The organism is Rhizobium sp. P40RR-XXII, from assembly GCF_012641405.1.
Taxonomy (GTDB): Bacteria; Pseudomonadota; Alphaproteobacteria; order Rhizobiales; family Rhizobiaceae; genus Rhizobium.
The window spans coordinates 92,920-106,801 of sequence record NZ_JABAII010000011.1 but is presented as its reverse complement, the minus strand read 5'-3'; the positions used below and the strand labels follow the sequence as shown (position 1 = coordinate 106,801).

Here is a 13,882-nt window from a genome sequence, read left to right as displayed (position 1 = left end):
ACGAGGAGCCAGCAGTGAGCTTCGAATCGACGGACCGATATCCGCGATCTTAAAAATACTGTTACAGGAGCCTGCTAGTCGTCCAACTGATTGGAAATCAAAATGGGCGATGATTATGCAGGCGATCTTGACGTCTCTCGACAGGCGTTGGCGGCGAAGCGATGCGGCACTTGCACCGTCTCACTGGAAAATCTGCCTTTTTCTGACAGCCAATATCGTGCTTCTTTCGGCACTTCTGTTCGACTGGCCTGTCGGGGCCACCGTCAAGAACCTTTCGCCACCCCTTCACTTCTTCGGCAAGATGCTGACGGATTTCGGCGATTCCGAATGGATCATCATCATCAGCGCTTTCCTCTTCTTCGAGGGCTGGGTCGGTAGCCGTCTGCTGCATTCGCAGCGCTGTCGCTGCAAGGCGTTGCGTATCTGCCAGATCGGCGGCTATCTCTTGACGACTATCGTGCTTTCCGGCCTTCTCGCCAATCTGCTGAAGCGCGCCATCGGCCGCGCCCGCCCCACCCATTTTGCCGATTGGGGACCTTTTGGTTTCTCGCCGTTCAACGGCCGGGCCAGCTTCGAAAGTTTCCCGTCAGGCCATGCGACCACCATCGGTGCCCTCTTCGTGGCGCTTGCTTTCATGTTCCCGCGCTACCGCTACATCTTCGCTGCCTGTGCCCTGTGGCTGGCGATCACGCGTGTCATGGTCGGCGCGCACTATCCAAGCGACGTCATCGCCGGCCTGGCCCTCGGCGGCTGGTTTTCCTTCATGACGGCGATCGTCTATTCCCGCTACGGCGTGCTTTTCCGCATCAATGCCGCTGGCTGGCCGACGCCGAGATGGCAGCTGTTTAAGGGCGGCAAGTCAGGACAAGCCAACGCTTGATCTGACCCATACCATCGAATCAAGCCGCGCCCGCGGCGGGTCAAGGCAATTGGGTTCGACCGTCCTCTGGCAGGCCCTTGACGGCAGCTTTCAATGGCGATCGCGTCGTAAAGGTTGCCAAGCCCGCCGCACATTCATATATCTGGCAAGCGGGTCGCCGAAGACGGTCAACCCGATTTCGTTCTTTTGCGATGAAAATCATGGATGCCGGACCGATACGTTTGAGCGAAAGGCAGATGGGATTGATCTCCCGGGCACTTGCCGAGCCGCGACGCGTGCAGATCCTGAAGGAAATCGGCACGCGTAGCGAACCCATGCCCTGCAGCACGCTGAACGAGTGCCACACCGTCAGCGCCGCAACAATGTCCCATCATATCAAGGAGCTTGAGAATGCCGGTCTCATCGAGATCCACCGGGACGGCAAGTTCGCAAACCTTGTGCTGCGTCGCGATACGTTGAACGCCTATATGGCGGAACTTTCCAAGATCTGACGATTCCGGCTGCGCCATCAGCATATTTTGCCTGGGCTCTTGTATCAGTTAGATGCTTATCTAAATATCAAAGTGACGATGCGGATCGGTTTTCGGGTCGCATGCGCCAAATGTTTCGATGATTGTGAAACTGTCTAATAATTTCTGAAGGAAGATAACATGAGCAAACTGGCAGGCAAGGTCGCGATCGTGACCGGAGCATCCAAGGGAATCGGTGCAGGCATCGCCAAGGCGATGGGCGAGGCGGGAGCGGCGGTCATCGTCAATTATGCCTCGAGCCGCGAAGGTGCCGACAAGGTTGTGGCTGAAATCGCCGCCAAGGGCGGCAAGGCGCTCGCCGTCCACGGCGATGTTTCCAAGGCGGACGATGTCAAGCGCCTTTTTGACGAAACGAAACAGGCCTTCGGACGCGTCGATATCCTCGTCAACAACGCCGGTGTCTACAAATTCGCGCCGATCGAGGAATTCGCCGAGCAGGAATTTCATCGCCAGTTCAATATCAACGTCCTGGGCACATTGCTCGCCACGCAAGAGGCGGTGAAACATTTCGGCTCCGAGGGCGGCAGCGTGATTAACATCGGCTCCAACGCCGTCAGCATGAACTTGCCAACCGCTTCGGTTTACACGGCAACCAAGGCCGCCGTGAATTCCATCACCCAGATCCTCGCCAAGGAACTCGGTTCACGGAATATCCGGGTCAATAATCTGGCGCCCGGCGGCGTCGAAACCGAAGGCGTCGTGGCGGCGGGCATCATCGGCACCGACTTCGAAAAGCATCTCGTCTCTCAGACGCCTCTCGGCCGTCTCGGTCAGCCGACGGATATCGCTCCGGTCGCCGTCTTCCTCGCTTCGCAGGATGCCGCCTGGGTGACCGGTGAAACCATCTATGTTGGCGGTGGCCTTAAGTAATTGAGCATTGCGGAGCTGCCCTCCCACAAAAGAGGGCGGCTCGTTCAGCGGCTGTAGCCACACGGTGGGCCTATACTTTAGTAAGCGATTGCCAAACGGTCCTATTTTCCTATCTAGTATGCGTGTTCGGGTTTTCCGGCTAGAACCGCAGTCGACTGTGCCGCCAAGCCGCGCATCTCGCCCGCGAAATTTCAAAACGATCCTGTCTTCAATACGATCCCGCGCAGCAGCGAATGTCATCGAACTCCCCTAAGATCCGCCGGCGATCGCTGTCGTGAACAACAAACGGAGGACATCTTATGAATACCGCCAATACCAAGTCGAAACTGGGTACGCGCACCAATCTCAGCGAGGAGGCGACACGCGATATTTCCGCAGCCTTGAGCGCCCTGCTGGCGGATGTCTTCGCCCTCTATCTGAAAACCAAGAATTTTCACTGGCACATGAGCGGACCGCATTTCCGCGATTACCACCTGCTGCTCGACGAGCAGGGCGAGCAGATTTTCGCGATGACCGACCCCATGGCCGAGCGTGCCAGGAAGATCGGCGGAACGACCCTGCGGTCGATCGGCCAGATCGCCAAGCTGCAGCGCATTCCGGACAATGATGCCGAATATGTCGATCCGCAGGACATGCTTGCCGAGCTGGCGGACGACAATCTCAAGCTCTCTGCCGAAATGCGCGCCGTTCACGACGTCTGCGACGAGTACGGCGATGTCGCCACTGCCAGCCTTCTTGAAAACTGGATTGATGAGACCGAGCGCCGTACCTGGTTCCTGTTCGAATCCACCCGCATGTCCAACCGCTGATACCAGAAGCAGCTGGCCTTCGAACGCGACAGGTCGAAGGCGAAGCTCAATGATCCCGATTCCTCGCTCCCGCATCGATAGACCCCGCGTCGATGGGAGCGAGGAAATCCTTGACTCCTGTGGAAAACATCTTAGAACCGGCGACGGAAAAGGAAGACTTCCATGGTTCGCTTCGAACAGCTCGATAGCTTCAGTCACCTGGCAGACCATGCCGGGCGGGATGTCTATTTTCCGGTTTCTTCCAAAACCAAGGCCAAAACGACGACGAAAACCGTCTGACGTCTCTGGCCTGCCGCTCTCTCCCCGGCTCGGCTGGGGACAGGACCCGTCGCCGATGGCTGCGGTTCCCCCCTCGCCCAAGAGGAGAGAAGAGAAAGAGAGCTTGAGAAATGGGTTTCAAAGTTGCAGTAGCGGGCGCGACCGGGAATGTCGGCCGTGAAATGCTCAATATCCTGGTCGAACGCGGCTTTCCGGCCGATGAGGTCGTAGCGCTCGCATCGGCCCGTTCGCAGGGAACCGAAGTCTCCTTCGGCGACCGGACGCTGAAGGTTTCCAACCTGGAGAACTACGATTTCTCCGACACCGACATCTGCCTGATGTCGGCCGGGGGCGACGTCTCGAAGAAGCTCTCGCCGAAGATCGGCGCCCAGGGCTGTGTCGTCATCGACAATTCGTCGGCCTGGCGCTACGACGCTGACGTGCCGCTGATCGTTCCGGAAGTCAATCCGGATGCAGTCGCGCAGTTCACCAAGCGCAACATCATCGCCAACCCGAATTGCTCGACCGCGCAGCTCGTCGTCGCGCTGAAGCCGCTGCACGACTTCGCCAAGATCAAGCGCGTCGTCGTCTCGACCTATCAGTCGGTTTCCGGCGCCGGCAAGGACGGTATGGACGAACTGTTCAACCAGACCCGCGCCGTTTTCGTCGCCGACCCAATCGAGACGAAGAAGTTCACCAAGCGCATCGCCTTCAACGTCATCCCGCATATCGATAGCTTCATGGAAGACGGCTACACCAAGGAAGAATGGAAGGTTCTGGCCGAAACCAAGAAGATGCTCGATCCGAAAATCAAGGTCACCTGCACGGCCGTGCGTGTGCCTGTTTTCATCGGCCACTCGGAATCGGTCAATATCGAGTTCGAAAACGAGATCACTGCCGATCAGGCTCGCGACATTCTGCGCGACGCTCCTGGCTGCCTCGTCATCGACAAGCACGAAAACGGCGGCTACATCACCCCTTATGAATCCGCCGGCGAGGACGCGACCTACATTTCGCGCATCCGCGAGGACGCAACCGTCGAGAACGGCCTCAACATCTGGGTCGTCTCCGACAACCTGCGCAAGGGTGCCGCGCTCAATGCCATCCAGATTGCCGAGCTGCTCATCAACCGCGGCCTGATCAAGCCGCGCAAGCAGGCTGCATAAGGATCCGTAAACCAATTTACGGTTTATAAATTCTTGCCAGCTAAGCAGGATCGAATGAGAGCTTCGCCATTTCGGATGAAAGGCGGGGCTTTTACAAATGGGCGTGGCGATCAATGTTTCACGTGAAGCGGAACATTGATCGCTAAAATGAGATAATGACAGAACGGTCGTATGCTGGCATGGTCCGGTGGCGGCTAGACAGCGCATAAGCCTGGAAACTGGAGGGTTTATGCGCTTTTCAAAAACGGTTACCGCGTTCGCGGCGCGGTGAGAATTCGGGGACACTGAATGCGCATCACAAAGTCTGGAATGGCAACTCTCGTGGCGGGCGGGTTGTTGCTGGCGACGCCGATTGCCGCAAATGCGGCCTCCTGTGGCAACACTTCCGCCGGTTTCGAGAATTGGGTGCAGGAATTCAAACGCGAAGCGCAAGGACAGGGCGTCAGCCCCTCCGTCCTCGACAGAGCCTTCGCCAACGTTCATTACAACCAGCCCACCATCCGCGCCGACCGCGGCCAGAAGAGCTTCAAGCTTTCCTTCGAGGAATTCATGAAGAAGCGCGGCGGCCAGACAATCATCAATCGCGGCAAGAGCATGAAGCAGGCCAATGCGGCGCTCTTCGCCAGGATCCAGAAGCGCTTCGGCGTACCCCCTGGCCCGATCATCGCGATCTGGGGCATGGAAACCGGCTTCGGCGGCTATATGGGCGACCAGCATACCCTTTCGGCGGTTTCGACCCTGGCCTATGACTGCCGTCGCTCGGCATTCTTCACCGAGCAGCTCTACTCCGCCCTGAAGCTTGTCGGCGAGGGCTACCTCAGCCCGTCGGCGCGAGGCGCGGCCCATGGCGAAATCGGCCAGACGCAATTCATGCCCAAGAACGTCGTTGCCTTCGGCGTCGACGAAGATGGTGACGGCAGGGTCGACCTTGTGGGATCGCGCGCGGATGCACTGGCTTCGACCGCGAACTTCCTGCGTGGTCATGGCTGGCAGCCGGGCGCCGGCTATCAGCCTGGCGAGCCGAATTTCTCCGCCATTGCAGGCTGGAACGACGCAAGGGTCTATCAGCAGGCGATCGCCTATATCGGTCAGCAGATCGACGGCAAGTAAGCCGGACCATGGCCGGGGACCCGCTAAGGGGACGACGGCGACCGAAATGAAAAAGGCGCTGCGACCGGATGGTCCGCGGCGCCTTTTTCATTTGATCTGCATCTGACCTTACACGTCGGGCCGGATGAAATCGCGGGTTTCGGGATCCATGACCCACAATTCGCCGGTCGAAATATCGAACCACGCGCCATGCAGGTGCAGCTTGCCTTCTTCTTCCCGCGCCTTGATCTCCGGAAAACTACGCAGGTTGTCGAGCGAGTTGCGGATCGAAATGCGCTCCAGCGCCGTCTGACGCTCGGTCTGCGTCATGATATCATTGCTCTGGATCTGTTCGGCTGCCGGCTTCAGCAAGCCCATCCATCTTCCGATGAAATCGCCCGGCGACAGCGGCTCGGCATCGGGATCGAGGGCGGCACGAATACCGCCGCAGCGGCCGTGGCCCATCACGACGATATCCGAGACCTTGAGCGATAACACGGCGAACTCCAGCGCCGACGAGGTCGCATGGAAATTGCCATCAGGCTCATAGGGCGGCACCATATTGGCGACGTTGCGAATGACGAAGAGCTCGCCCGGACCGGCGTCGAAGATGATCTCCGGCGCCGAACGGGAGTCACAACAGGCAATCACGAGGGTCGATGGATTCTGGCCAAGCTCCGCCAGAGTGCGGTAGCGTTCGCGCTCATCGACGTAACGCCCGCTCATGAAGTTGCGATAACCGTTCAAAAGGGTGTCGGGAAAGCTTTGCATGACATTGGATTACAGCGCAGTTTGGCCGATGGCAACTGTTGCGCTGCAAAAAGCGTTAACCACCGCAAACCGCTATTTCTTGCGCCGTTGCGCCGGGTGGACGAGATGCCGCAGCTGCACCATCGCCATCGGCGTCGACAGGCTTGTTGAATCGGCGGCGAGCGTCAGCTCATCGCTGCCGCGCTTCACCGCGCGCGCCAGCACCTCGTAGACGCTGGCCGTCGTCAGCTGCAGCGCCCTTTCCTCATCCATGCCGGAAAGCAGACGCGACAGGAACACGGCCGACAAGAGATCACCAAGCCCGTTTGGCGCCCCCTCGACGCTGCGATGCTCGGCAAGCAGTGCGTTTCGGCCGCTGAGATAGAGGTTGCCGATGCCGCCGGCCATCATCGGCACTGCCGACGTCACCAGCATGCGCGACGGTCCAAGGGCAAGGGCCGCTTCCATGATGGCGTTATTGTCCTCGAGCGGAGCACCGGCAAGCCAGGCAAGCTCATAACGGTTCGGCGTTGCCAGCGAGGCCAGTGGGATCAGGAGATCGCGGATCGCTTCCGCCGTCGCCTCTGGCACATAGAGCCCGCCGGCATCGCCGATGACAGGATCGCAGGCATAGAGGAGATGTGGGTTCTTTTTCCGCAGGGCCGTCACCAGCCTGGCGACCGAGCGCGCCTGCGCGGCATTGCCGAAATATCCAGAGAGAACCGCTTTCACCTCGGAAAGCCAGGGTGCCGCGATGAGATCGTCGATGGCGTGGCCGAAATCCGTCTCGCTGAAGGTCAGCCGCGTCGAGCGACCATGGCCTGGATGCCAGGGCAGAACGACGGTCGGCAGTGCCCAGACGGGGTGGCCGAGCGTTTCCAGCGCGAAAACGGCCGCCCGATTGCCGACGGAGCCTCTAACAACATGGCTGGAAATGACGATAACGGCGCCGGGCGACATTTGCGACATGATGCTTGCTTTCAGTTCAGGGCTTCAAACTGCAATGGCGCCGTTGATGATCCCTTTCGCGCCACTCTGTCAACCGCGCTTCACAGAGTCATGAAAACCTCTGTTGACGAGCTTCTTCCGCCAATTTCATGCCGATGTTCATCTGCTTTGCATCGGAAGCGCATATTCCGGCAAAATTCTTGAAAAAACGAAGCGAAATCGATCCTAAAGCAACCAAATCCGCATTCTTTTTGCCAGTTTTTTCGCTAAACCTTCTGCTACTGTGGTCAAAATTCGAAAAATCGGGAGAAATTTCATGGCGCCCAGAACCAATCCGAAACGGGAAAAACAGATCGAAGTGGCACGCAAAATAGCCGCTGCCTCGGGCGAGGCACACCTCGATCCCGAAATCCTGTTCGGCCGGGCCAGCAATGACGATATGGAGCGATACACTCCGGAAATGCTGGCTCTTGCCGCGGCGCACGCGGCCAGGGAACTGGCAGCCTGGAGCGGTACCTCTCCGCGCGTCAGCATCGAACAGGTCGCCCATGTCGAGCCCGATGGCGCCGCCGTGTCGATCCTCTCGATCACCGACCACAACATGCCCTTCCTTTACGAATCGATCATGGGCGAGGTGACCAGCAGCTACCGTGATCTCTATATGGCGGTGCACCCGATCCTGGTCGTCGAGAAGGGCAAGCAGCCAAGCCTCTATTCCGCCGATCACCCGAGCGACCCTGCCCATCGCGTCAGCCATATCCAGCTTCATCTCTCGCCATTGACGGCGGCACAGGCAGCGGACCTGACCAAGCGAATCCAAAGCGTGCTCGACCAGACGCATCTCACCGTTTCCGACTGGAAACCGATGCTGTCGCGCCTCGACACTGTCATTTCAGAGCTTTCCACCTATGAGGCGGCCGGCCGCCGCAAGAACGATCGCGACGAGGCGCTTGCCTTCCTTGCCTGGCTACGGGATGGCAACTTCACTTTCCTCGGCATGCGTGAATATGTCTATTCCGGCAAGGGCGCCAACGCCAAGGTGGAGCGCGATCGCGGCACCGGCCTCGGCATCCTCTCCAATCCGGACGTGCGCGTTCTGAGGCAAGGCAAGGACGCCGTCACCACGACGCCGGAAATCCTCGCCTTCCTCGACGGCCCGGATTTCCTGATCGTCACCAAGGCCAACGTCAAGTCGATCGTCCACCGCCGCGCCTATATGGATTACGTCGGCGTCAAGCGCTTCGACGCCGACGGCAACGTGACGGGCGAGCTGCGCATCGTCGGCCTCTTCACCTCCACGGCCTATACCAGCGCTGCCGCCGAGGTGCCGTTGCTGCGCTCGAAGATCCAGAAGGTCAAGGATCACTTCGGCTTCGATCCCACAAGCCACTCCGGCCGCATGCTTGAGAACACGCTGGAATCCTATCCCCGCGATGACCTCTTTCAGATCGATACATCCCTGCTGGCAAGCTTCGCCGAACAGATCAACGACCTGGCCGACCGGCCGCGCGTGCGGGCGCTGCCGCGCATCGACCATTTCGACCGCTTCGTTTCGGTAATCGTCTATGTGCCGCGCGAGGAATACGATTCCGTCGTCCGCGAGAAGATCGGCAACTACCTGAAGTCAGTCTATGACGGCCGCGTCTCGGCTTATTATCCGGCTTTCCCGGAAGGCGGCGTGGCGCGCGTGCACTTCATTATCGGCCGCAGCGCCGGCAAGACGCCGCATATTCCGCAGGCCAAGCTCGAAGAGGCGATCCGCGCCATCACAGCCCGCTGGGACGAGCGCTTCGTCATGCTGGCAGGTCCGAAGGCACCGAACATCTCCGTCAGCCAGGCCTTCCAGGAAGCCTTTTCGCCGGAAGACGCCTTTGCTGATCTGCCTGACATCACGGCGACCGCCGGCGCCGAACCGATCCGCATCGCCTTCTATATCCGCAAGGACGAAGCCGGCGACATCCTCTCGCTCAAGATTTTCCATGGGCAGGGCAATCTGGCGCTGTCGCGTCGCGTACCGCTCCTCGAAAATCTCGGCTTCAACGTCATCAGCGAGCGCACCTTCGATATCTATGTCACGGGTAGAGACGGCTCGACCGGCCATGTCGTGCTTCACGATATGGAGCTCGAGGCTCGCAGCGGCGTGACGATCGATCTTGCCCGCCATGGCGCGGCACTGGAAGAAGCCTTTCTTGCTGCCTTCGGCGGCACGATCGACAACGACGCCTTCAACCGGCTGATCGTCTCCGCCGATCTCTCCGCCCGCGAAGCCAACGTGCTTCGCGCCTATTCCCGCTATCTGCGCCAGGCCGGCATCGCCTATTCGCAGGATTACATCGCCGCGACACTGGACAAATACCCGCGCATCGCTGCCTCGCTTTTCCGCCTCTTCCACGACACGCTTGATCCGAAGCTCAGCGACAAGAACCGCACGAAGAAGATCGTCGACCTACATACAGGCATCGAAACCCAGCTTGCCGATGTTCCGAGCCTCGACGACGACCGCATCCTGCGTCGCTATGTCAATGCCATCGACGCTACCCTGCGCACCAACTATTTCCAAGGGAATGCGGACGGCACGCCGAAGGCCATGCTGGCTTTCAAGCTCGATCCGAAGCTGCTGGATGGCTTGCCCGAGCCGCGGCCCTTCCGCGAAATCTTCGTCTACGGCGTCGAGGTAGAGGGCGTGCACCTGCGCTTCGGCAAGGTGGCGCGCGGCGGCTTGCGCTGGTCTGACCGCGCCGAGGACTACCGCACCGAAGTGCTGGGTCTTGTGAAGGCGCAGCAGGTCAAGAATGCGGTCATCGTGCCCGTTGGCGCCAAGGGCGGCTTCTATCCGAAGAAGCTCCCGGTCGGCGGCAGCCGCGACGAAGTCTTCAATGCCGGCCGCGACGCCTACAAGACCTATATCCGCACGCTGCTGTCGATCACCGACAACATCTCCGGTGCCGATATCATTCCGCCGGCCGACACCGTTCGGCTCGATGGCGACGATCCTTATTTCGTCGTAGCCGCCGACAAGGGCACCGCCACCTTCTCCGATACCGCCAATGCGCTGGCGCAGGAAGCTGGCTTCTGGCTGGGTGACGCCTTCGCTTCGGGCGGCTCGGCCGGTTACGACCACAAAAAGATGGGCATCACCGCCCGTGGCGCCTGGGAAACCGTCAAGCGCCACTTCCGCGAAATGGACATCGACATCCAGACGACGCCTTTCAATGTCGTCGGCGTCGGCGACATGTCCGGCGACGTCTTCGGCAACGGCATGCTGCTGTCGCCGAAGATCCGCCTGCTCGCCGCCTTCGACCATCGCGACATCTTCATCGATCCAGATCCGGACATGGAAAAGACGCTTGCCGAGCGGCAGCGCCTCTTCAACCTGCCGCGCTCCAGCTGGCAGGATTTCGACAAGTCCGTTCTATCGAAGGGCGCCATGATCATCTCGCGCTCGGCAAAATCGGTCGCGCTGACGCCGGAAGCGGTCGCCGCCATCGGCATCGACAAGTCGGTCGCGACGCCCTTTGAGATCATGACGGCAATCCTCAAGGCACCGGTGGACTTGCTGTGGTTCGGCGGCATCGGCACCTATGTCAAGGCAACCGCTGAAATCGATTCGGAAGTCGGCGACCGCGCCAACGATCCGATCCGCATCACGGCTGAAGAGGTTCGCGCCAGGGTGATCGGTGAGGGCGCCAATCTCGGCGTCACCCAGAAGGGCCGCATCGCCTATGGCCTCAAGGGCGGCCGCTGCAACTCCGACGCCATCGACAATTCCGCCGGCGTCAACACCTCGGACGTCGAGGTCAACATCAAGATCGCGCTCGCCAACGCCATGCATGACGGTCGCCTGACACGCGCCAAACGCGATATCCTGCTGTCATCGATGACCGACGAGGTCGGGACCCTGGTATTGCGGAACAACTATCTGCAATCCCTGGCAATCTCGCTGACGGAGCGCAAGGGCACCGGCAACGGCCTGGAACTCAGCCGCTTCATGAGTGTGCTCGAAGCAGCCAAGCAGCTCAACCGCAAGGTCGAGACCCTGCCGGATGATCAAACCTTCGCCGAACGTTATGCCAATGGACGGCCGCTGACCCGCCCTGAAATCGGCGTGCTGCTCTCCTACGCCAAAATCGTTCTCTTTGACGCGATCGTTGCGAGCGACCTGCCTGACGATCCCTATTTCGCCGCAACCCTCAGCCGCTATTTCCCAGCCAAGATGCAGCGCTCGAACACCACCGATATCGAAAGCCATCGCCTGCGCCGCGAGATCATCGGCACGGCGCTTGCAAATGAAGCGATTAACCGTGGCGGCCCGGGCTTTGCGGTCAGTATGATGGACGCGACGGCCGCATCGGCCGCCGAAGTCGTCAAGGCGGCCGTGATCGCCCGCGACGGCTTCGACCTCGACCGGCTCTGGAACGAGACCGACGCGCTGGACGGCAATGTCGGCGGCCAGATGCAGAACCGCGTCTATGGCGAGATCACCGAGGTCTATACTGCGCTGACGCGGCTCCTCTTGAAGACCGGCGCCGCCAAGGGCGACATCGAGGAAACCGTTAGCCGGCTTCGCTCGGCCTTGAAGAAGCTGCGACCCGTCTTCCTCAGCCATATCCCGGCGGATTTCGCGGCCGAGATCGCTACACGCGAAGCGGAATATCAGACCGCAGGCCTGCCGGAAAAGCTGGCTTCGGAGATCGCGACGATCTACGCGCTCGTCCTCGTTCCGGAAATCATGCAGATCGCCGAACGCACCGGCGATACGCTGAACCGGGCGGCGGAAAGCTACTTCACCGTCTCGCAGACCTTCCGAGTCGGCCGCCTGCTGCTCGCCGGGAGCCGGATCGTCACCGGCGACCACTATGAGAGCCTTGCCCTGGCGCGCAGCCTCGACCAGATCGCCGGCGCCCGCCGCGATATCGTCATCTCCGCGCTGTCGAACCATCCGAAGGACAAGCAGCCGGTCCAGGCATGGCATGCGGAAGATCGTATCCGCATCAACCGCATCGCCGAAGAACTCGGCGGCCTCAGCGAAAGCGGCGATCCCAATCTCGCCCGCATCACTGTCGCCGCAGGCCTGCTCAGCGATCTTGCGAACGGCCGGGCAAGGTGACACAGTCCGCCCCAACCCGGCAAACAAACGGGTGAGGGAATAAGGGGCAGGATGTGGTAGCGACTGAAATCGACAATCCCGTGCCGGCAAAAGTGCCGGCGCGCGGCATCTGGGGCTGGATGTTCTTCGACTGGGCGGCTCAACCCTTCTTCACTGTTGTTACCACCTTCATCTTCGGCCCATATTTCGTCGCACGGCTGACGGCCGATCCCGTCTCCGCACAGACGACATGGAGCAACATGGCGACGATCTCTTCGGTGATCATCGCCATCCTTTCACCAGTCCTCGGTTCGATCGCTGATCAATCCGGCGCCCGCAAACCCTGGATTGCCTTCTTCGCCGTCATCAAGATCGTCAGCCTCGTCTGTCTTTGGGGAGCAGCACCCGGATCGCCTGTGATCTATCCGGTGATCTTCATGATCCTCGCTTCGATCTCGGCCGAATTCTCGATCGTCTTCAACGATTCGATGATGCCGCGGCTGATCGGCAAGGACGATGTCGGCAAGCTGTCGAACGCCGCCTGGGGGCTCGGCTATCTCGGCGGCATGATCGTGCTGATCACTGTCGTCGCCCTGCTCGCCGGCAATCCGCAGACCGGCAAGACCATTCTCGGCCTGACGCCGCTTTTCGGCCTCGATGCGACGCTCGGCGAGGATGCCCGCATCACCGGGCCGATTTCCGCCGCATGGTATCTCATCTTCATCCTGCCAATGTTCTTGTTCACGCCGGATGCCGACCACGGCCTGCCGCTTCGCGCCGCGGTTCGCTCGGGCCTGCGCGAGCTATCGGCGACCCTGGGCGAACTGAAGCGCAGGCGCGGCATCAGCCTCTTCCTCATCGCCCGCATGATCTATCAGGATGGCGTCAACGGCCTGCTGATCCTCGGCGGCACCTTTGCGGCCGGCATGTTCGGCTGGGCGACGATCGAGATCGGCATCTACGGCATCATCCTCAACATCATCGCCATTTTCGGCTGCTTTGCCGCCGGTTATGTCGATCGCTGGCTGGGCTCGAAGACCACGGTCGTCATCAGCCTGACCTTGCTGCTCGTCGCCACCTTCGGCATCATCTCGACCGGGCCGGGCTTCACGCTCTTCGGTCTCGTGCCGTTCTCGACCGTCAGTTCCGGCGGTCTGTTCGGCACGGCGGCGGAAAAGGCCTATATCGGCTATGGCCTGCTGATCGGCATCGCCTTCGGTCCCGTACAGGCCTCCTCGCGCTCCTATCTCGCCCGCAGCGTCATCCTCACCGAAGCCGGTCGTTATTTCGGCATCTACGCCCTCTCGGGCCGCGCCACCAGCTTCATGGCGACGCTGTTCTTCTCATTGGTGACCTATTGGAGCGGCTCGGCCCGCCTCGGCATGGCGACGCTCGTCATCTTCCTCGCCGGCGGCCTTCTGCTTCTGCTGCCGACGCCCTATCCGGCCGATAAGGTAACAAAGTAGGCAAAGAAAATCCCGATCGGAAAACCAACC

General features: G+C 60.3%; 10 protein-coding genes. 8 read left to right on the top strand and 2 right to left on the bottom strand.

What is annotated here, in order from left to right; translation table 11 throughout:
* The first annotated feature begins 115 nt into the window (after positions 1-115).
* The 6 genes from lpxE to HGP16_RS20925 all read left to right on the top strand — a co-directional run bounded on the left by lpxE (position 116) and on the right by HGP16_RS20925 (position 5,623).
* Positions 116-880: a lipid A 1-phosphatase LpxE gene (lpxE, locus tag HGP16_RS20950; protein WP_168841933.1), complete on the top strand. Its 765-nt coding sequence runs from the start codon at positions 116-118 to the stop codon at positions 878-880.
* A gap of 236 nt (positions 881-1,116) precedes the next feature.
* Positions 1,117-1,371, top strand: a complete 255-nt coding sequence (locus HGP16_RS20945; RefSeq protein ID WP_168841932.1) for an ArsR/SmtB family transcription factor — start codon at positions 1,117-1,119, stop codon at positions 1,369-1,371.
* A gap of 159 nt (positions 1,372-1,530) precedes the next feature.
* Positions 1,531-2,280 (top strand): SDR family NAD(P)-dependent oxidoreductase, encoded by a 750-nt coding sequence (locus HGP16_RS20940; RefSeq protein ID WP_168841931.1) that lies wholly within the window; start codon positions 1,531-1,533, stop codon positions 2,278-2,280.
* 299 nt (positions 2,281-2,579) lie between these two features.
* Positions 2,580-3,089: a Dps family protein gene (locus tag HGP16_RS20935; protein ID WP_168841930.1), complete on the top strand. Its 510-nt coding sequence runs from the start codon at positions 2,580-2,582 to the stop codon at positions 3,087-3,089.
* Positions 3,090-3,478: 389 nt separating this feature from the next.
* Positions 3,479-4,513, top strand: coding sequence for an aspartate-semialdehyde dehydrogenase (locus HGP16_RS20930; protein WP_168841929.1), 1,035 nt, complete (start codon positions 3,479-3,481; stop codon positions 4,511-4,513).
* Positions 4,514-4,801: 288 nt separating this feature from the next.
* Positions 4,802-5,623, top strand: a complete 822-nt coding sequence (locus HGP16_RS20925; RefSeq protein ID WP_168841928.1) for a lytic transglycosylase domain-containing protein — start codon at positions 4,802-4,804, stop codon at positions 5,621-5,623.
* Positions 5,624-5,731: 108 nt separating this feature from the next.
* On the opposite strand, the gene HGP16_RS20920 is transcribed toward HGP16_RS20925, so the two are convergent.
* Together HGP16_RS20920 and pdxY are read right to left on the bottom strand one after the other, a co-directional pair.
* Positions 5,732-6,373, bottom strand: coding sequence for a carbonic anhydrase (locus tag HGP16_RS20920; protein WP_168841927.1), 642 nt, complete (start codon positions 6,371-6,373; stop codon positions 5,732-5,734).
* Between the two features lie 72 nt (positions 6,374-6,445).
* Positions 6,446-7,321, bottom strand: a complete 876-nt coding sequence (gene pdxY, locus HGP16_RS20915) for a pyridoxal kinase PdxY (RefSeq protein WP_168841926.1) — start codon at positions 7,319-7,321, stop codon at positions 6,446-6,448.
* A 295-nt stretch (positions 7,322-7,616) separates the two neighbouring features.
* Between pdxY and HGP16_RS20910 the strand changes: the two genes are divergently transcribed.
* Positions 7,617-12,407 (top strand): NAD-glutamate dehydrogenase, encoded by a 4,791-nt coding sequence (locus HGP16_RS20910; RefSeq protein ID WP_168841925.1) that lies wholly within the window; start codon positions 7,617-7,619, stop codon positions 12,405-12,407.
* A 53-nt stretch (positions 12,408-12,460) separates the two neighbouring features.
* Positions 12,461-13,852, top strand: coding sequence for an MFS transporter (locus HGP16_RS20905; RefSeq protein ID WP_168841924.1), 1,392 nt, complete (start codon positions 12,461-12,463; stop codon positions 13,850-13,852).
* Positions 13,853-13,882: the final 30 nt, after the last annotated feature.

Bases quoted from the DNA above. Each gene is read 5' to 3' on its own strand.
- lpxE (WP_168841933.1), top strand. From the start codon at position 116: ATGCAGGCGATCTTGACGTCTCTCGACAGGCGTTGGCGGCGAAGCGAT.
- HGP16_RS20945 (WP_168841932.1), top strand. From the start codon at position 1,117: ATGGGATTGATCTCCCGGGCACTTGCCGAGCCGCGACGCGTGCAGATC.
- HGP16_RS20940 (WP_168841931.1), top strand. From the start codon at position 1,531: ATGAGCAAACTGGCAGGCAAGGTCGCGATCGTGACCGGAGCATCCAAG.
- HGP16_RS20935 (WP_168841930.1), top strand. From the start codon at position 2,580: ATGAATACCGCCAATACCAAGTCGAAACTGGGTACGCGCACCAATCTC.
- HGP16_RS20930 (WP_168841929.1), top strand. From the start codon at position 3,479: ATGGGTTTCAAAGTTGCAGTAGCGGGCGCGACCGGGAATGTCGGCCGT.
- HGP16_RS20925 (WP_168841928.1), top strand. From the start codon at position 4,802: ATGCGCATCACAAAGTCTGGAATGGCAACTCTCGTGGCGGGCGGGTTG.
- HGP16_RS20920 (WP_168841927.1), bottom strand. From the start codon at position 6,373: ATGCAAAGCTTTCCCGACACCCTTTTGAACGGTTATCGCAACTTCATG.
- pdxY (WP_168841926.1), bottom strand. From the start codon at position 7,321: ATGTCGCAAATGTCGCCCGGCGCCGTTATCGTCATTTCCAGCCATGTT.
- HGP16_RS20910 (WP_168841925.1), top strand. From the start codon at position 7,617: ATGGCGCCCAGAACCAATCCGAAACGGGAAAAACAGATCGAAGTGGCA.